Here is a 17534-nt window from a genome sequence, read left to right as displayed (position 1 = left end):
CTCGACTCGCGGCCGAAGCGGGCGGGGCCTGGAACCGCTACGCCCCCGATGACCACAGACGGTGACCTCCACAGTTCCCAGCACAAGGAACACAGATCACTCGATCAACGACTCCTGCCAGTCTCACGGCCCGACTGGGGGACGGCCGACGCCATCGCCTCTCGGGTTAAGTTCGCGCAGCAGCGCTTGGGCCTGCCGCTTCCGCTGGTCTGTGCCGCTGCGGTCCGCGCGGCAGCACAACCGGGCTCGGCGCCGGACGCCTTCCTCGTTCTGAACAACCGTGTTCCCTCGTCGGCCTGGGCTTCGGGCAGTTCCGCCGACCCTGTTCATGTCGCCGAGTTGCTGCGCCGGACTCGACGCCAGCTCCTCGGCCGTCGCCCTGCCACCACGAGTTCTCCGCGCGAACGCGACACGTCGCCGTGACGATGGTGTGCCAGGAGGGCCCGTCGCCGTGTGCCGCAAGCGTCGGCCAGGGCGACGCTGTCGTTTGCGATGTCGCAGGTCGCGGCGTGGCGCGAGGCGCTAGTGTGTCGCCTCCGCGACGGCGCGACGCGGAGGCGACATCTCAGGGGCGGGCTCGGGGGAGTCTGCGCCTGATGTCGTGTCGCGATCCCGGCAACGCACGCCCAAGGCGACGCCGCCGTTCCCTTTGCCGCAGTTCAGTGCGGAGTTCTAGTCGTCACGCGCGGCGGAACCCGTCGATGTCGGCCGCGACGGGGTCGGGGGCGGGGGTGAGGTACTCGGTGACGGCCCGGCGGCACCAGGCGGTCGTGGCGGTCGTGTCGGGGACGCGTTCGGTCTCGCTGTCGAGTTGGGCGTTGGCGATGCGCTGGGCGTCGGCGGGCGGCTGGTGCCGGGTGGTGAGGTCGTCCAGGGCGTGGCGGATCGCGGTCCGTTCGGGGCCCTCGGGGAGGGCGCGGCGGGCGGTGTGCAGGGCGCGGGCGATGGTGGCCTGCCCGACATCGAGGAACGTCCGGTAGGTCTCCCCGCCGCGGGTCAGGCGGGCGGTGGCCTGCTGGCGGGTGAGGCCGCCGCGCTCGGCGAGCGCGTCGATGAGTGCGTCCTGTTCGGCGCGGCGCGCGGCGTCGATGAGCCGGGTGCGTTCGGCGACGGTGGGCTGGGGGAAGCGCTGGCGTAGCTCGCGGCCTTCCTGGGTCCAGTCGTGCAGGTCCCGGTCGGGGTGGCGCGGCCCCCAGTCCTCGGCCCACTCATACGGCCCGCCCGCCCCGATGTCCAGGTTCTGGGCGATCAGCGCCGTCTGCCAGTCGGTCCAGACCAGGGTCCTCCAGCCGGTGCCGGTCCACACGATCAGCGAGGAGTTCGGCGGGTTGCCCGGTCCCCGGGTCCAGGCGGGTTCGGGCACCTCGGACCGGCCGGGGGAGGCGGGACGCGGGCCCTGGGCGACGGTGGGGCGGGGGCGTTCGGGGGCGTCGGGGGCCGGGAGGTAGGTGTCGACACTGCGGGAGACGACGCCGTGGTCGGTGCCGTGCTCGATGACGTCGGCGCGGGCGTAGTCGCCGCGGTGCGCGGTGAACGCGCGGGCGATCTGGCGGGCGTCGTTCCGGGTCGCGCACCAGCCGACGGTCCGCCAGTGCGAGGTGCTGCCCGCGTAGTCCTCGCCCAGCACCTTCCTGCCGCCCGCGGTCAGGTCGTGCCAGACCGTGACCTGCCAGCGCAGCTCGGGCGCCGGCGCGAAGGCCTGCGGCGGGTCCACGAGCTGGCCGGGGGTCTCCACCGGCCAGCCGGTGTGAGCCCAGATCCACCCGCCCTCGTGCAGCCACGCCCACTCGGGCATCGCCACCACGCTCACGGTGCCGTCGGCCGCGCGCACCGGGACCGGCACCCGGGGCCCGCGGCTGGTCGCGGTGTAGCCGGAGCGGTTGGGCCCGTACCGGGTCTCGCGCAGCACGTAGCCGTCCACGGCGGCCTCCACCGACGCCCACCAGCGTCCCTGCGGGTCGACGCCCTTGTCCTGGGCCCGCCGCCGCGCCTGGACCACCTCGGGGTCGGGCTCGGCCATCCGCAGCGGCAGCAGCCCACCCTCGGCCGCCAGCGCCCGCAGCCCCTCCACCACCAGGCGCACGTCCTCGGGCAGCGCCTGGTCGTCGAAGAGTTCGAGGCGGGGGTGAAGGCCGTCGGCCTCACGCAGGGCGGCGACGCTTGTGCCGCAGTCCTCGGCGAGGCGGCGGGCGGCGGCGGTGTAGGAGATGCCCTCGGCGGCGGCCAGCTCGCGGGCCGCGCGCTTGCGCTGCTTGTCAGCGGTCATGATCCCTCGTCCCGGCGGAGGTCCCACGCACACCCCGCCGAACAAGATCACGTCGCGATGACCGGCGGAACACGCACACGAGAGGCGGCGCCCCTTGTCCTCGTCGCGCGGCCCGGCGTGGGCGGGACCGGCTCGGAGTCAGGCCGTCGTGGCAGCCGCCTCCACGGTAACCGCGCGCACCGACACAGCGCAGAAGAACCACTCAGACGGGGCATGACGGCATACCGGGCGCCTGCCCAGCCGCCCCAATTGTCCCCACGAACACCGCGCCGCCCCCCGAGGCTCAAAACTGGTCGGGGTGGTGTCTGAGTATGGGCAAGGTCGCGTTCGGCGCTTAGCGGCTACCTCAGAGCCTTCTGTATCGTGATCTTGGGTTCAAGATCTAGAAGTTTTGACTTTCAATAATTATGAAATACTTATGGATTCTGCGAAACGAAACTGCTAGCATAGTCTCATGACGGAGACGACTGTGGACGCGGCCGGTCGGCCGTGCGGGTACAGCCAGTGCGACCGCCGGATCACCTACTCGGGTGCCGGTCGGCCGCCCAAGTACTGCACGCCGACCCGGCACTGGCCCGAGCACGGCGGCAAGACGTGCAAGGCCCTGGCGGCCGAGGAGCGCGCCGCCGTCCGGACGGCGGAGCTGGAGGCGGTGACCGCCGCCTACGCCTCAAGCGAGGATCCCGTGCTGTCGGCGATCAGCACGCTCACGAGCGTGCTGGCCGACCGCGCGGCCGCAGGGGAGAAGGTGCTGGAGGCGGTCGGCGGCCGCGTCGCCGAGGTCGAGCGCCTCGCCGCGCAGGCGCAGGCCGAGCGGCAGCGCGCCGAGGACGAGCGCGACACCGCCGTCCGGGACGCCGCCGCTGCTCGGCGGACCGCTGAGCAGGCCGCCGAGGCCGCCCGGGTCAGCGAACGGAGGGCCCGTGACGCCGAGGCCGCGCGGACCCGGGACGTGGACGCGGCCTGGCGGCAGACCCTGGCCGCCGAGCGCGCCCAGGCCGCTGCCGAGGAGCGCGCGGCCTCCGCGCGGGCGGCGGCGACCCGCGAGGCCGAGCGCGCCGACCGCGCCGTCGCCGACAACAAGACCCTGACCGCCGACAACAAGACACTGACGCGGGAGAACACCAGGCTGGCGGCTCAGGTGGAGGCGGCGACCGCCCGCGCCGGGGCGGCCGAGCAGGCCACCGCCGACGTGCGCGCGGAGCTGGAGGATGCGCGCGGCGAGCTGGAGACGGCCCGGACGGCGTTGCAGGCGATGGGGAAGGAGTTGCAAGGCGTCCGCGCCGAGCTGGCCGCCGCGACCGCCCGCGCGGACGCCGCCGAGCGGCACGCCGCCCAGCAGGGCGACCGCGCCGTGCGCGCCGAGGCCGCCGCCGCCACCGCCGAACAGGCCACCGCCGACCTTCGCGCCGAACTGGAGAGGGCGCGGGCTGAGCAGCAGGCCACCCGGGCGAAGCTGGAGGCGAACCAGGACGACCTCCAGCAGGCGCGCGGTGAGCTGGCGGATGCGCGCGCGGAGCTGGCCGCCGCGACCGCCCGCGCGGACGCCGCCGAGCGGCACGCCGCCGAGGCGGCCGAGCGGGCCGAGCGCGCCGACCAGCGTGCCGACCGCGCCGAGGAGCGCGCCGACGCCGTCCAGGGACGCGCGGACGCCGACCGGGCCGAGCAGGCCGCGCGTGTCCGGGAACTCAAGGAGCAACTCCGCCAGGCCCGCGCGGTCGCCGAGGCGACCGGCCGGGACGAGGGCCAGGACGAGGGCGGGGCCTGATGTCGCCGGCTCACGGCGAGGTCGCCTTGCTGTGTCCGGTGTGCGGTCGGCCGGTACCGGATCGGACCGGGCTGCCCGGACGTCGGTCCTCGTGGTGTTCCAAGGCGTGTCGGCAAGCGGGGTGGCGGGCGCGTCGCGGAGCCGAGCAGGCCGCGCGCGCCGCCGCCGAGGTGGCCGGACGGATCCCCGCCGCCCGCCGTGACCTGGACGAGGTCGCCGGGGCCCTCCAGGCCGAGCTGGAGCGCGTGGCCGACGCCCACGACGTCGCTGCGACGCTGCGGCGGGCGACCACCCGCGACCCCAACGGCGACATCAGCGGCGACATCGGCGCCGGGGACGTCACGGGCCCGCCGGTGGCCGGGTGGGAAGGCGACGTCGCCGAGGCCGCCCGGCGGCTGGCCGTTGTCGCGACGCGCGTCGCCGAGCTGGCCGACGCACACGCCTCGCATGTCGCCGAGCACGAGCGGCGGGCCCGCGCGCTGATACGTCGCGCGCCGGCACCTCGCGGCCGCGACGACGAATCGTCCGGCGGGATCGTCGCCCGCACTGCGACGGGGGACCCGGAGACGAATCACCCCGCCGCCGCGCCGCCGCCCACCGCGACGCCTACCGGGCGGCAGGGCGGGCGGCCGCCGCGAGGACTGCTGAGTGAGCCGCTGTGGCGGGCGCTGGTCGAGGTGTACGGCACCGGCGAGCATGGGCTGTCCTACCGCAGGCAGTCCGGCGCCTGGAGCCATCTGGGCGAGTACCGGTACCGGCGCGGCCAGGACCGGTTCGTCACCGACATCGCGCCCGGCGGCGGGCCCAGCGACCGCGATGAAGACCGGCGGTGGATCACCCCGGCGGGCCGTGAGCACGTGACCGCGCACGCTGCCCGGTACGCCGAGTTGTACCCCCATGTGGTCCTGCGCGAGCCGGGCGAGCGCGCCGCCGACCCGCTCGTCGACCCCAACGCCTGGCGAGTCCTGGTCGGCGTCGCCACTGGCGCCCTGGCCGATGGCCCTTGGCAGGCCGCGGGTTTCGCCCTTCCGGGTTGGGACGGCCCCACCACCCGCCACCGCCTCGGCGAGGGCATCCATCGACACCTGGAACACCTCCGCGACCTCGGCCTGGTCGCCGTCGACGGCGGTCGTTACGCCCTGACCCCCGCCGGACACGCCCACTACGCCACCCACCACGCCGCCTATCGGCACGACTGGCCCGACGTCCCCGCCCCGGCGCCGCGCGGCCGCGACGACGAACCACCCGGTGGTGTCGGCGGAATCGTCGCGCCCGGACCGGCCGAGGCCTCGGAGACGAATCATCTGGATCGTGACGAGGTGTTCGACGCGATCGAGGATGTGGTGGCCGAGGTGGTGGACGCGCCCGGCATTCCGCAGGACCTCCTGGCGGGACTCCCCGACGCTCCTGGAGGGGGTTTCGCGGACGCGCTGGAGGCGCTGGTGGCCGCACATGAGGGCGCGTCGGGGGACGGGCCGCTGGAGGGTCTGGTGGCGGCCGCCGCCATGGTGGTGCGGACTCGTCCTCCGCACCTGCCCGCCCGAGCTGAGCGCGCGCTGAGGCGCCTACAGGACGCCCTCGACAGCGGGCCTGTCGGTGGGTGAGCGGTGGCCCCGCTGGGCTCCTGGTGCTCCTCCTTCGCCCAGCGCTGCCCGGCCGCGTCGTCCTGGCCCTCGCCGTCCTGGACCTCCTCGGCGACGTCGTCCTCGTCCCGGACGACGTCGGCGGGCTCGGCAGCGGCGGTCAGTACCGGGGCCGGGCGGGCGTCGCCTCGGGGACGTCCATCGATCACCCAGTCAAGACTATGGGCAGCTTTCGTAACACATCTGCCCAGGTCGGATGCGGTGTGGCCTCAGAGAGATGTTCGACGCATCGGTGAAATAATGCCGTGACCTCGGCAAATACCATCCGCCCGCCCGCTGATTCGCGTTAGGCTCCCCTCCAGAGCGGGCAGAAGTGTGCCCGGTCGACGTCAAGCCCTTGATCCCCAGCGGGATCAGGGGCTTTTTTCGTTGCGCCGACCTCCGCCCGCTTCCACGACGGCCCCGCCCTAGGGCGGGGCCGTTGGCATGCTCACACGAGGAGGAAGCACGTGTCCCCCCATCCCCTTCTGCTGGACGCTGTCCCATGGGCCGTCCTGCTGGTCATCGCCTGGCCGCTCACAGCGGTGATCACGTATGTCCTGCGGTGCCGGATCGCCCGGGCGGCGATCAACAAGTCCGACGCCCGCGACCTGCCCCAGGTGCTGACCGCCTTGGGGCCACTGCTCAGCGACACCTCCACTTCGGTCCCCAGTTGGCCGGCGCCACCGCTCCTGGTCCTGCCCGCCGAGACAGCGGCCCCGGAAGCGGCGATGAACTTTCAAGAGGCACCAGGGACGGCGGAGACGACACAGTGACCAGGCTACGTACGACCTTCCGTGATCCGGTGGCGGACCTGGCGACCCGTGACCCCGACTACCTGGAGGCGCTGCTGAGCGACCTGCCTGAGCGTCATGCCCTGCTGCTGAAGGACTTCTACGTCACCGAAGGCGGACGGCTGTCGTGGGCCTATCTGGAGATCAGCCACGGCATCGCCAAGGACAAGGTCCTTGAGGCCGTGGCTGAGGCCATCCAGGCGGCACGGGAGGCGGGCCTCGACCGGCGGTTGCCGGACGGCCTGATCGGCATCGGTCGTTCCCATCTTCCGGCAGCGCTGCCTGGCGAGGTCAGCGTGTGCCTCTACGAGTGCTGCGACCGCTCAATGGTCGCGGGCATCCCGGTCGATGAAACCTGGGAGGTGACGGTGAACGGGACTGTAGTTCCCGTTCACCTGCAGATGGTGATCCAGCGCGGCCGGCCTCGTAAGTACTGCTCCGACCGGTGCCGTCAGGCGGCACATCGCAGCAGGAAGGCCCGCGACGCAGCAGCCAGGCGCGCACGCCGCTAGCCGCCGAATCAATCGCCGGCCGGTGGGAAGTTCCCGGCTACCGCCGACTGGCGATGAGTCGCTGCTCCCCGACCGAGACCACCCCAGTGATTCTCAGAAACCCTCGATTGCGGGACGGTGCTGGTCAGTGGGTGCGGTGGGGTGGGGCGAGGATGCCGGTGATCTCGGCGACGGCTTCGCTGCCGGGGCGGGTGTAGCGCATGGCGGTGCGGGGGTTGCGGTGGCGGGTCTTGGCCATGATGAGCTGCAGCGGGACCTTCTGCTCGCCCAGGTGGGTGGCGGCGGAGTGGCGGAGCTGGTGGGGGTCCAGGCCGAGGTGTTTGTCCATGAGGACGCGGACGCGGTCATAGCCCAGGCGGGCCCGCCCGGTATGGGGGCAGATGTGCTCAGGCCCGGGGCGGCGTGCGGGGACTGGGCGCCGCTCGGCGAGGAACAGGGGCCCGTGGGTGCGGACGGGCCCGTCGGGGTGGCCGTCGGGGAGGCGGAGGAGGCGGGGGAGGAGTCGGGCGGTGCCGGCGTCCCAGTAGACCCATTCGGTGTCGCCGCCCTTGGAGGTGAGCAGGGCGCGCCGGTTCTCCAGGTCCAGGTCTTCGACGTTGAGGGAGAGGATCTCGGCGACGCGGGCGGCGGTCTCGTACAGCATCCGGTAGAGGGTCTTGTCGCGCAGCGGGATGTCGCGGCGCGACAGCAGCCGCTCCAGCCTGGTCTTGGGCACGGCTTTGGTGTGGTCGACGTTCTCGCGGCGGCGTTCGGCGTCGGCGGGAACCGTCGGGGCGGTCCATCTCTTCTTGGTGGCGCACCAGGTCAGCCAGGAGGAGACGGCGGCGCGGTTGCGGTTCCAGGTCGCTGGCGCGCACCGGCCCCACAGTGAGGTGAGGGCGTCGCCGATCTCGGTGTCGGCGACGTCGGCGAGGCGGCGGTCGCGGCCGCCGACCGCGGCGATGGTGCGGTCGATCGCCGAGGCGTAGGCGCGGTGGGTGTTGGGGTTGGCGACCCGGTGCGTCCCGAGGAACTCATCGGCCGCCTCGGCGAGCGTGACGCCGCCGCCGCGCAGCGCTGTGATCTTCCGTTCGGCGGCCGCGCTCACCGGCCGCTGCCCGACGTGGGGGCGATGTACCGGATAACGTGCCCGAGTCGCGCATCGGCTGGCGGGACGGATCCCCAGCTCGGCCGGAGTCGCTGATGGCTCATGTACGTGATAATAGTCAATTATCACGTACATGCATGTGGGGCGATGGACGGGAAACGGCTGGCTCGGGGGTCAGGTAGTGAGGCGGCGGGACTCCCTAGCCGATCATGAAGTCGCGGCGGGCGGCGTGGAGCCGATCCTTAACGCGCTCGGAAAGCCGCACAGGCTCGTCCCCGCCGTCGACAGGCAGGTACGTACAGTGAGCAACTCAAGATGAACGGCGAAATGGTGTGCTGGCTCGGTACGGATGGGTGATGCCGCCTAGGCCGGGCCCCCTGCGGAAGGATGACCCGGCCGCTCGGTGTGCGCAGTCACCGGAGGGTGGCGATGTACTCCTGGACGTGACGCCGGTGCAGCAGGTCGAAGACGCGGTTCCTAGTCCACCGCTGGGCGTTGCCGGGGGTGGGCATCCCTTCCCTGTTCAACTGGTCGCTGATCGCGGCGAGGCTCAGGCCTTGCAGGTGCAGGGCCACCACGCGGTGGCGTACGTCCGGGGGGCAGACCGGGGGTCGGCCCGGACGCCGGGCCGCAGGCGCGGCCATGGTCGAGGAGGTCACCGGCGCCGCCAGTGAAACAACCGCAACAGGTCTCGGAAGACTTGGTAGCGGATCTTGGCGCGGGCGGGGTCGGTAGTGAACAGCGTGACCGTCATCGCGGCCCCGATGTACACAACGAACGTCGCAGCGATTGCCGCAACGAACACCGCCACCCAGGCGGCCATCGGCCCCATCTCCGCCGACAGGCGCAAGATGATGTTCAACATGGACCAAGCTCTCTCTGCTCAAGGCGAGGAGCATCGGTCCTAGCGGGTTGCCAGCACTGTCCTCGCCGAGGTCGTTCGGCATCTGCGTTTAAGCAGAGAGAACTGGTGCGGATCATCATCGTTTCGGGGCCCGGACCGTAGGCGGGCCACCAGCACGACTGACAGGAAGGTGATGTCCCAAAGCCGCGGCACCGTGATGCGGGCGCAGGCCAGGACTCGCATGACGAAGGCGACGGCAATGAGGAACATGACGGCGACGATGGCCAGCAGCAGCCGCTGCATGCGCTCCCGATGATCGGCGCCCGCTTCGGCGGGGACCTCAACTTGCTGCTTCAACGCCACCTGCTCCGGGACGGGTATCGCCAACATCGCCCGGAGCGGCGTCAGCGCACTTTCCGTTACTCGGTCGTCCTCCTCGGGCATCCGGCCAAGCCGATCAGCAGGCTCAAGGCAGCGCAGAAGCGCCACGGCCGCCGCGATCACCGGACTCGGATCAGGCCACCGCCCGGCCCTCACCTCGGCGTCGGGATTCAGCCAACGGGTGATGAGCCTGAGCTCGGTACGCCTGCGCTGGCTCTCCCTGACCAGTCCCTGCAGCACCTTGTCTAGGCGCCCAAGCAGGCCACCGCCCAACAGAGCGGATCCTCCCGGCAGCAGGCCACGGGCCAGCGACCCGGAAACCTGTGACCGCAGCGCTGCGGTGACCTGCGAATTCAAGCCGGTGAGACCTGTGAGACTCCCCGGTGGCAAAGTCGACACCAGCGACCGCGTCGCCCTCGGCGAGAGAGCCCGCATCACCGAGGAGTTCACCGGCAGCAGGCCACGGGCCAGCGACCCGGAAACCTGTGGCCGCAGCGCTGCGGTGACCTGCGAATTCAAGCCGGTGAGACCTGTGAGACTCCCCGGTGGCAAAGTCGACACCAGCGACCGCGTCGCCCTCGGCGAGACGCGAGCCAGCGATGCGTTGAGCTCGGGCGTTATCGACCGCGCCAGAGAGCGAGAGATCTGCGGCTGTATCGCCTTGGCGACCTGCAAGCTGACGATGTTAAGGCTTCTGTTCACTTCGGGTTGCAAGCTGCGCAGCATAGACGCCGCCAGCCTGTTGAGCGAAGAGGACTCAGGACCGTAAGCGGTCACGCGGTCCTCCCCTCAACGATGCCTCCGAACGGCTTGCCCAAGAGCCTAACCGGATCGAAATGCTGTTCGGGTAATTCCTCTGGCATGGAAGGACGACTCTGCAGCAACTGGGACCACAACCGCAGGCACGACTCCAATGACGACAAGCAGGATGAGGTACTGCGGCTGCTAGGCGCCGGTCTCGATCCACCCGCACACCACATCGACTAGAAGCCCTCACCGCACCAACCGCACCAACAAAGAAGATCCAGCATGACAACCAAGGCGGCGGGCCACGACGCCGTGAGCGCCGACTGCTGCGCGGGTTTAGGACTGGCCGAGGTAACCGCGCGAACGAGCCGGGGGCCTGCACCCGAGCACGACACGATTCCCAACGCCTCCCGGATACCTCTTCGCCATCTCCCGGCACGCTCGCGCTACCCGCCTGGCCGTCCGCAGGGGCGCAGTCGGCCAGCGCCGCGCCCATCCTCACCGCGTCGGTGGGGCTCCTTGATCGCCTAGCTGCTCAAGGGAGCGGTGGCGGCCCCGCGGCGACCTGCTCAGCGCCCGCACCTGCTCGCCCGGCATGGTCGCGTCGATCGGCGTGCCCGGGTTGAGGACCAGCGTCCACGACACGTCCGGCCACGCCGACACCATCTCCAGCAGCGTCGGCATGACGAACCGCGACGACCCGATCGCCTCGTTCATCCACTTCAACGACGTGAACAGCTGGACGCACACCTCGCCGTGCACGGCCACCGGCCGCCAGGGGAACTCCGGGTCGTCCGGCGCGATGCCCCACGGCGTCTCCGGCTCCGCCGGGACGAGCACCTGCGCGCCCAGCAGCACCTTGAAGAACGCGTCGGTGTCCCGCCGCGTCGCCGCCTCGAACAACCGCTGCTCGACGTCGTTCTGCGGCTCGAACCCGTCCGCCATCCGCTGCGCGGCCTGCTGGTCCGCCCAGCGCGCCAGGTCCGCCAACTGATGCGCCAGGATGGTCCCGCCCGCTGGGGCCCCTGGGTTGATCACCAGCGACCACTCAGAATGGGGCCAGTAGCGCAGCGCCACGGTAAAGGGCAACGCGATGTACTCCATCCCCGTCCCTGCCGCCCGCGCCGCTTCGATCAGCCGCTCGGGCGAGGTGAACACCGGGACCACCGTCGCCCCGTCCACCTCTCGCCTCTGCCACGGGAACCCGGTACGTCCGGGCCGCAGCGTGTAGTCCATGTCCTCGGGCGTGGGCAGCAGCACCTCCGCCCCGGCCATCGTCTGCAAGAACAGGTCATGGTCGTTGTTCGCGGCGGCCCGCAACAACTCCCGCTCGACCTCGTTGGCAGGCTGGAGGGGCTGTAACCCGGGCCACCCCGGGCTAGTTCCTTGACCTGCGTTCGAATGAGCTTCAACGGCTGGCTTCTGGATCTTCTCCGTCCTCACCGACAGCGTCTCGACCAGGTCGGCCTTTCGCTCGGCGGCTTCGGCGCGCTGACTCGCCTCGACCACGCGCCGCCGGATCTCCGCGTGCTCTCGCAGCGCCTCGTCCCGCAACGCGTCAGCTTCGGCGCGGGCATGTGCGATGAGCGCGTCGGCCTCGGCACGGGCGGCCTGCAAGGCGTGATCGCGCACTCTTTCGCGTAGCCGATCCAACTGAGCGGCCTGCGGGCTTTCATCCCCCCGCAGGCCCATGTTGTCTTTGACGCGTTCCCAGGCCCGCACCCACGGCAGCACATCAACGCCCGCCAACCCGCAGGCACATACGAACGCCACCAACTCATCCCTCCCCAGGAAGCGGGTGCCGTTATAGATGTCGCCCACCTTCGACTTCGACAACCTCATGCCCAAGCCACGAGCGCGGATCTCCATAGTCCGATAGGACGGGCTGCCCGCACGGTTGTACAGCATCAGCAGCAACGCATACAGCTGCTCGTCGGTAGTGGCGTCATCAAGGTCCAGGTCCCCCGTGTAAGGAGCAATATCCACCCCGACCCCTTGTCCGCGAGCGTCCGACAATGTCCACGAGCGTATGACTGCCCAACGCCTGGAACAGGGTGAACGTCCACGCCTGGTCGCCCGCTGTCCGTCCCTGGCCACCCCTGGCAGCGATCCGTCAGTTACTGGCGCCTGATCGTCTTCCCCCTCGAAGCCACCGCAGCGCAAGCGTTTGCTGGTCGTACGCCAAGCGCCCCTGATCGGGGGCATGCCAGCGCCATGACGGGCTCCAGGGAGGCGCCATGACCGACAAAATGATCATCAAGTCCCTCACCATCGCGATCATCACCCTGTTCGGTGTCCTGGCCGGGATCGCCGTCGGTGGCATGGCGTTCCTGCTCGCCGCCCCCGCCGCGACCGCCGTCGTCGCCGGCATCATGGCCGGGCTCGCCGTCATCGGCGTCAGCTTCGCCGCGCTCGCACACCTCACCAAGTAGCCCGGGCCTTACCGAGATCAAGGCGCCCAGGTCACGCCGCCCGTTCACCGGGTCCCTGCGCGGGTCACGAAGCCGTGGCCGCCGCCTGCCACGCGGGCGATGGTGATCACTAGGCCGCGGCCAGCGCCACATAAGCGGACACGGCTTTTAAGACAACGAGAACGGCACCAACACCCGCGTACGGCCTCGCCACCGTTTCAGATCCGATCGATTTACGACAAGTGATCAGCCATGCCATCCGGCAAGCTCAGAGGCCGCTGACCAGCCGCCCCGGCGTTGAGCGGAGATCGATGATTTTCCGGTGCCGGGCGGGTCTGCACCTCAGACCGTGCGAAGGAGAGAACATGGACCTGCCCCAGGGAGACCCCGGACTACTGGAGTCCGACACCGCCAGGCGCCTGCTGCGGTCGACCATCCCGGCACGCGTCGCCTACATGGCGGTAGACGGGACGCCGCGGGTGATGTCGAGCTGGCACGTCTGGACGGGCGAGGAACTGGTGATGGCGACCTACGTCCGCTGCCCGCCCATGGGGATGCTGACGCCCGCACGGCGGCTGAGCGCGTTGCGCGCCAACCCCGCCGTCGCGATCACGATCGACACTGAGCGCCAGCCCCCGGAGGTGCTTCTGCTGCGCGGCCGGGTCACGATCCAGGAGGTGGAGGGCATGGTGCCCGAGCAGGCGGAGGCCGCCCGGCGCTTCCTGGGAGAGAAGGGCGGCGCCGAGTACGTCGCGGGCGCCATGCACCCCGAAACGCGGATGGCCCGGATATCACTGCGCCCGGACTGGGTCGGCGTGCTCGACTTCCAGACCCGGCTGCCCGGGATCATCGGCGCCCCCTGAGCAGCGAACCCCACCCTCGAAGCAGGCGGACCCGGCCACCTGGCTCCACTGATCGAGAAAACGAACGACAAGGTGAACGGATCGAACCGGACAACCAGGGGATGTCCCGACGATTACGGGGCGCCCGCGCGCACGTTCGTCAGAGGTTCGTTAAATGAACGCGTGACCGCGTGAAGCGGACGCGGCTGCTCGGCGATTCGCAGAGCCTTCGGAAGGTGAGGTGTCGGTAGCGGTATGGGCCGGTCTGTCCAGGCGTTGTTGACCCCCGATGCCAGCGGAGCTCACTCTCGTCGAGGAGACAGCCAACGAGAGAAGGTTCTCCCATGGGCAGCGTCATCGACGTCACCGACAGCAGCTTCCCCGGCACGGTGGAGCAGTCCAAGATCACGGCCCTTGCGGTCTTCGGCGCCGTGTGGAGCGATGTGTGCAGGGCGCTGGACCCGGTGCTGGCCGACGTCGCCAACGAGTACGACAGGCGCCTCGTCGTGGCGAAGGTCGACATCGACGACGAACCGCAGACCACCAAGAGGTACGACATCACCTCGATTCCCACCCTGCATGTGTTCAAGGGCGGCAAGATCGTCGGGACCTGGATCGGGCCGGCCAACAAGGCCCGCGTGGTGTCGCTGGTGACGCCCCACCTGTGACCGGGCGCCGGAGGCACCCGGAGCCCGTAAACCGGGCTTCGGGTTTGACCTGCGTCTACGGCGCCCCAAAGACGACCTCGGCGTGCGTCTGGCACAGCCCGCGAACCTTGCGCCGGCGGCCCGGGAGTTTCTCCCCGCACACCGCCGCCAGGCCGCACAGCCAGCAGGCCCCGCCGGGCGAGGGCACTCGCTGCACGCCAGCGGTGCCCTCGGGGCCGCCTTCGTCTTTGGGTCTGCCAGCAGCACGACGGTCGGTCATGCCTCGATCGTGGCGGCCCGCGCCCCGGCAACACATGGCGGTGAAACATCCTCGGCCGCGTCCAGGGGGCGGGGCTTGGCCGAGCCGACGGGCTGGTCCGCTCAGGAGGTGACCAGCACGCTCCTGGTGTTCCGGAACTCGGCGCCGCTGTCGGGGTCGAGCCTTCCCGCCAGGCCCTGGCAGTCGTCGTCCCTGTAGATCTCGAGGATCGTGTTGGTCCTGTTCCCGATGGACTGGACCGTGATGCCGGTCTTGGAGTTGTAGCAGCCTCGGTCGGGGTTGAGGTAGACCACGTCGTTGAGGTAGAGCTTGCCGGTGGCCGCGAAGGCGTGGGCGGGCGTCACCAGGGTCAGCGTGCCGGCGGTTGCCAGGGCGGCGAGCAGGGCTGTGAGGCGTCGCATAGGGGGCAGTTCCTTCCGGTGTCGTCCGAGCGTGTGCCCGGACCTGGGGTGATCAGACCAGTCCGACGTCCCCAATTGCACACATTAAGAAAGCATTTGACTACTAGCGGTAGCGGGATGGAGTTGTGCGGCACCCGGCGGCCCGCACCCGGACGCGGTGCATGGGGGGCGCGCCCTGGAAACCCACAAGGTTCGCTTTCCGTGCGTTGACCAGCGGCAACGTAAACGACCGCGTCCGCCTGGCCTCGACCGCGGGCTCGGGTGGGGCCGGATAGCGGCGCGGTGTCGCCTCGGACGCGGGGGGTTCTGTGAAACCTGTGCTGGTCAGCGGCCGGGTCCGGCGGCGGTTGCGGGCTGGGGGGCTCCGGGTGGTGTGCGTGCCCTTGTGACGGTGCATTCATCAGGAGACCGGGCGTTTGCTCGTGTGGGGATCAAGAGGGGATGAAGATCATGAGTGAGTCTGAGTTCTCGCAGATCAACGAGGGATCTGCCGCTGAGCCGGTTGCCTTGACGCTGCCTCAGGCGGCGTCGTGGATCGGCCCGGGCGCCAATGAGCCGGTGACCGCTGCCGAGATCGCCGACGCGCTCGGCGAGGAAGACCTGGGACGGGTCGCGGTCGCGCTCGGAAAGGATCCCGCTGAGGCCGCGGCATATCTGGCTGACCGGCTGCCGCAGGCGACCGACGCAGCGACGCCGGACGGGCCGGTGACGCGCGCGCTCCGTCAGGACACCCTCGGTCCTGACGTGCTGCTTGTCCTGTTCGCCGCCGTGCCCGACGAGATCGAACTCTCTGAGCCCCCGGAGGGGATCTCCTTCGGGATCGATTTGGCTCCCTTGGATCGCTAAGGCCCCCAAGCTCGTCCCCGGATCCGCCGCCCGCCGCCTCCCCAGGCGCCTCGTCCCCTGCCGTCTCGAAGACGTCGCCGGCGCTCCCTCGTGGCCGCCGCGCTCCGGGTTTTTCGACTTTTTCGACACGCCTACGCGCGCACGCGCGTCTTAGGGCGTCGCGAAAGTCGCGGACGGGCGCGGTCGGGCGCGCGGTTGCCGCTGGGTGGGCGGGTGGTGATGAGGGCGGGGAAGAGCTGGTCGAACAGGTGGGTCTTCAGGGCGTCGCCGGTGGGGAAGCGGGTCGGGTCGGTCAGGGGGTGGGGTCGGTGCCCAGGGTGAGGTAAACGGCGCGCAGCAGCCACAGGCCCAGCGGGGTCGCGGCGACGTCAGCCAATGCCGCTGCGGGGTGGCCGGGTGGGCGCCGGTCGGGCGGCGGCGCGTGTCGTAGGGCGTTGAGGGTGTGCTGCCAGTGCGGCCCGGGCTCGGGGGGCAGGCAGGTTTCCAAGTAGGCGGCGGCGACGTGGGCGTCCAGCGGGCGGGGCTCCAGCACGGCCGCGGAGGTGATCACGTCCCCGGCCTGGGTGACCGCCTGGGTGAACTCGGCGGTTCGGCTGGTGAGGATGAGCTGGTCGTCGCCGCCCAGCGACCGGTTCAGCGCGCCGATGACGGCAGCCTGGACGGGTGGAGGGAGTTCGTCCAGCCCGTCCAGGACGGGCAGGAGATGCCCGCGCGCGGTCAGCGCCCGCACCATGCCCTCGCCGAGTCCGGGTGCGCGCAGCGCGAGATAGCCGGCCAGGAGCCGGTCGGTGAGCCAGTCATGCAGGCCGGGGTGCCGCTCGGTGTCCCACCCAGCGATCGGGAATAGGACGGGAACCGGCTCGCCGGGGTGTTGGGGGCGGGTGGCCAGCAGGTGCAGCAGCAACTGCACCGCCAGGGTGGTCTTGCCCGCCCCCGGGCCGCCCAAGATCACCAGGCGGCGTCGTCGGGTTCGCCGGAACCGGGTGGTGAGCGCGGGGATGTCGGCGCTGGAGGCCGTCCACCACAACCCACGGCTGTCGACCACAACGATCACCGGCGCCACCGCCGCCACCACCACTGTCAAGGCAGCCATCATCTGGTCCGCTCCCCGTCCCAGCCCGCCCGGAGCCTCGCCGACATGTGCTCCGCGACGGCGGGCCGTCACCCGTAAGAGACCTGAACGCAAGATCAACAGGAACCCGAGACCAAGATTCTTTTCTCGGCGCGGTTGTTGAGCGCGAAGAGATTGTCAGTCGCCCTGGCGGATCATTTGTCAGTCGGTAGGCCTCTTGTTGGCCGGCTTGGGCCGGGGATTGACGCGTGTTTGCTGGGCGAGGGTCATGTCCAGGACCTGCGTGTCGCCCGGCGGGGGCTTGGTGATGTCCCACCAGCAGATGGCGCTGATCTCGTCGTTGGGGACGAAGTCATGGTGGTGGGCGGGAACCTCGGCAGTGTAGACCGCGGCGTATTCCTGGCGTGGCGGGACGATGAGCCGGAAGCGTGCGTACCCGGCGAGGGTGAGGCCGGGCAGGTCCAGGCCGCTTTCCTCGCGGAGTTCGCGGAAGGCGGCTTGGCGCGGTGTCTCGCCATGGTCGATCCGGCCGCCTGGTAGCTCCCATTGTCGGCGAAAGCGGTCGAACACCAGGAGCAGTTGCCGACCGCACCAGACCGCGGTCAGCGCTGCCGGCATCGGTGCGTCGTCAGGCACTACAGCGTCGTCTACGGCGTGCACGAACGCCGTCAGCGTGTTCCCCGTGTTCTCATCCACGGCCAAGGGTTGGTCCATCTGTCCACTCTGGCCTGGCGGGCGACCGTTCCGGCTCCTGTGGATATCTGCCTCGAGGCCGGTGTTGAGCGACAGGCTTTGGGCCAGAGCCAGAAGTTGTCAGCGCTGTCGGCGGAGTAGATGTCCTGGTCCGGGGCGGTCGTCTGACAGGAGCGTGCGGCTTGCATCAGATGAAGGCCGCCTTCATCCGATGCAAGGGCCGAGGGGGGATTACGGCGCCGGTCGCCGGTTTGGTGATGGTGACCGAATCCCGGCCTCGTCGGCCATTAAGACGCTGACCTGGTGAGAAGCGTTGACAGA

Annotated in this window: 18 protein-coding genes; 9 read left to right on the top strand and 9 right to left on the bottom strand. The window is 70.5% G+C overall.

Going from position 1 to position 17534, the window contains the following annotated elements:
- Positions 1–679: 679 nt before the first annotated feature.
- A complete protein-coding gene (locus K2F47_RS40120; RefSeq protein WP_242911505.1) occupies positions 680–2266 on the bottom strand; it encodes a hypothetical protein in 1587 nt (528 codons plus the stop codon).
- A gap of 454 nt (positions 2267–2720) precedes the next feature.
- On the opposite strand from K2F47_RS40120, the gene K2F47_RS40115 reads away from it, so the two are divergent.
- From K2F47_RS40115 to K2F47_RS40100, 4 genes are all read left to right on the top strand, one after another.
- Positions 2721–4034, top strand: a complete 1314-nt coding sequence (locus tag K2F47_RS40115) for a coiled-coil domain-containing protein (protein ID WP_242911504.1) — start codon at positions 2721–2723, stop codon at positions 4032–4034.
- A 170-nt stretch (positions 4035–4204) separates the two neighbouring features.
- A complete protein-coding gene (locus K2F47_RS40110; RefSeq protein WP_242911503.1) occupies positions 4205–5638 on the top strand; it encodes a hypothetical protein in 1434 nt (477 codons plus the stop codon).
- Between the two features lie 488 nt (positions 5639–6126).
- Positions 6127–6432 (top strand): hypothetical protein, encoded by a 306-nt coding sequence (locus K2F47_RS40105; RefSeq protein WP_242911502.1) that lies wholly within the window; start codon positions 6127–6129, stop codon positions 6430–6432.
- Positions 6433–6461: 29 nt separating this feature from the next.
- On the top strand, positions 6462–6962 hold the full coding sequence (locus K2F47_RS40100; protein WP_242911501.1) for a hypothetical protein: 501 nt from the start codon (positions 6462–6464) through the stop codon (positions 6960–6962).
- Between the two features lie 124 nt (positions 6963–7086).
- Here the strand turns inward: K2F47_RS40100 and K2F47_RS40095 are convergent, their stop codons facing one another.
- The 4 genes from K2F47_RS40095 to K2F47_RS40080 form a co-directional block, all read right to left on the bottom strand.
- Positions 7087–8049 (bottom strand): tyrosine-type recombinase/integrase, encoded by a 963-nt coding sequence (locus K2F47_RS40095; protein ID WP_242911500.1) that lies wholly within the window; start codon positions 8047–8049, stop codon positions 7087–7089.
- 413 nt (positions 8050–8462) lie between these two features.
- Positions 8463–8693, bottom strand: coding sequence for a recombinase family protein (locus tag K2F47_RS40090; protein WP_242911499.1), 231 nt, complete (start codon positions 8691–8693; stop codon positions 8463–8465).
- An 11-nt stretch (positions 8694–8704) separates the two neighbouring features.
- Positions 8705–8914 (bottom strand): hypothetical protein, encoded by a 210-nt coding sequence (locus tag K2F47_RS40085; protein ID WP_242911498.1) that lies wholly within the window; start codon positions 8912–8914, stop codon positions 8705–8707.
- Positions 8915–8953: 39 nt separating this feature from the next.
- Positions 8954–9631 carry a hypothetical protein gene (locus K2F47_RS40080; protein WP_242911497.1) on the bottom strand — a complete coding sequence of 226 codons (678 nt, stop codon included), beginning with the start codon at positions 9629–9631 and terminating at the stop codon, positions 8954–8956.
- A gap of 13 nt (positions 9632–9644) precedes the next feature.
- Here K2F47_RS40080 and K2F47_RS40075 point away from each other — a divergent pair, with 13 nt between their 5' ends.
- On the top strand, positions 9645–10043 hold the full coding sequence (locus K2F47_RS40075; protein ID WP_242911496.1) for a hypothetical protein: 399 nt from the start codon (positions 9645–9647) through the stop codon (positions 10041–10043).
- Positions 10044–10519: 476 nt separating this feature from the next.
- Here the strand turns inward: K2F47_RS40075 and K2F47_RS40070 are convergent, their stop codons facing one another.
- Positions 10520–12007: an SseB family protein gene (locus K2F47_RS40070; protein WP_242911495.1), complete on the bottom strand. Its 1488-nt coding sequence runs from the start codon at positions 12005–12007 to the stop codon at positions 10520–10522.
- Between the two features lie 251 nt (positions 12008–12258).
- Between K2F47_RS40070 and K2F47_RS40065 the strand changes: the two genes are divergently transcribed.
- The 3 genes from K2F47_RS40065 (at position 12259) to K2F47_RS40055 (ending at position 13942) form a co-directional block, all read left to right on the top strand.
- Entirely contained in the window at positions 12259–12453 is a 195-nt protein-coding gene (locus K2F47_RS40065; RefSeq protein ID WP_242911494.1) for a hypothetical protein, read from the top strand.
- A 344-nt stretch (positions 12454–12797) separates the two neighbouring features.
- The gene (locus K2F47_RS40060) at positions 12798–13295 is read left to right on the top strand and encodes a pyridoxamine 5'-phosphate oxidase family protein (protein WP_242911493.1); all 498 of its coding nucleotides are present in this window, start codon (positions 12798–12800) and stop codon (positions 13293–13295) included.
- 323 nt (positions 13296–13618) lie between these two features.
- The gene (locus K2F47_RS40055; protein WP_242911492.1) at positions 13619–13942 is read left to right on the top strand and encodes a thioredoxin family protein; all 324 of its coding nucleotides are present in this window, start codon (positions 13619–13621) and stop codon (positions 13940–13942) included.
- Positions 13943–14302: 360 nt separating this feature from the next.
- Here K2F47_RS40055 and K2F47_RS40050 read toward each other — a convergent pair whose 3' ends face one another.
- A complete protein-coding gene (locus K2F47_RS40050) occupies positions 14303–14602 on the bottom strand; it encodes a hypothetical protein (protein ID WP_242911491.1) in 300 nt (99 codons plus the stop codon).
- A gap of 441 nt (positions 14603–15043) precedes the next feature.
- On the opposite strand from K2F47_RS40050, the gene K2F47_RS40045 reads away from it, so the two are divergent.
- The gene (locus tag K2F47_RS40045; RefSeq protein ID WP_242911490.1) at positions 15044–15448 is read left to right on the top strand and encodes a YidB family protein; all 405 of its coding nucleotides are present in this window, start codon (positions 15044–15046) and stop codon (positions 15446–15448) included.
- 292 nt (positions 15449–15740) lie between these two features.
- Here K2F47_RS40045 and K2F47_RS40040 read toward each other — a convergent pair whose 3' ends face one another.
- Both K2F47_RS40040 and K2F47_RS40035 read right to left on the bottom strand, forming a co-directional pair.
- A complete protein-coding gene (locus K2F47_RS40040) occupies positions 15741–16544 on the bottom strand; it encodes an NACHT domain-containing protein (protein WP_242911489.1) in 804 nt (267 codons plus the stop codon).
- A gap of 177 nt (positions 16545–16721) precedes the next feature.
- Positions 16722–17234 carry an NUDIX hydrolase gene (locus tag K2F47_RS40035; protein ID WP_242911488.1) on the bottom strand — a complete coding sequence of 171 codons (513 nt, stop codon included), beginning with the start codon at positions 17232–17234 and terminating at the stop codon, positions 16722–16724.
- Positions 17235–17534: the final 300 nt, after the last annotated feature.

It is taken from the genome of Actinomadura terrae (assembly GCF_022751215.1).
Taxonomy (GTDB): domain Bacteria; phylum Actinomycetota; class Actinomycetes; order Streptosporangiales; family Streptosporangiaceae; genus Spirillospora; species Spirillospora terrae.
The sequence above is the reverse complement of the archived record's forward strand: the minus strand, read 5'-3'. Positions and strand labels throughout refer to the sequence as shown.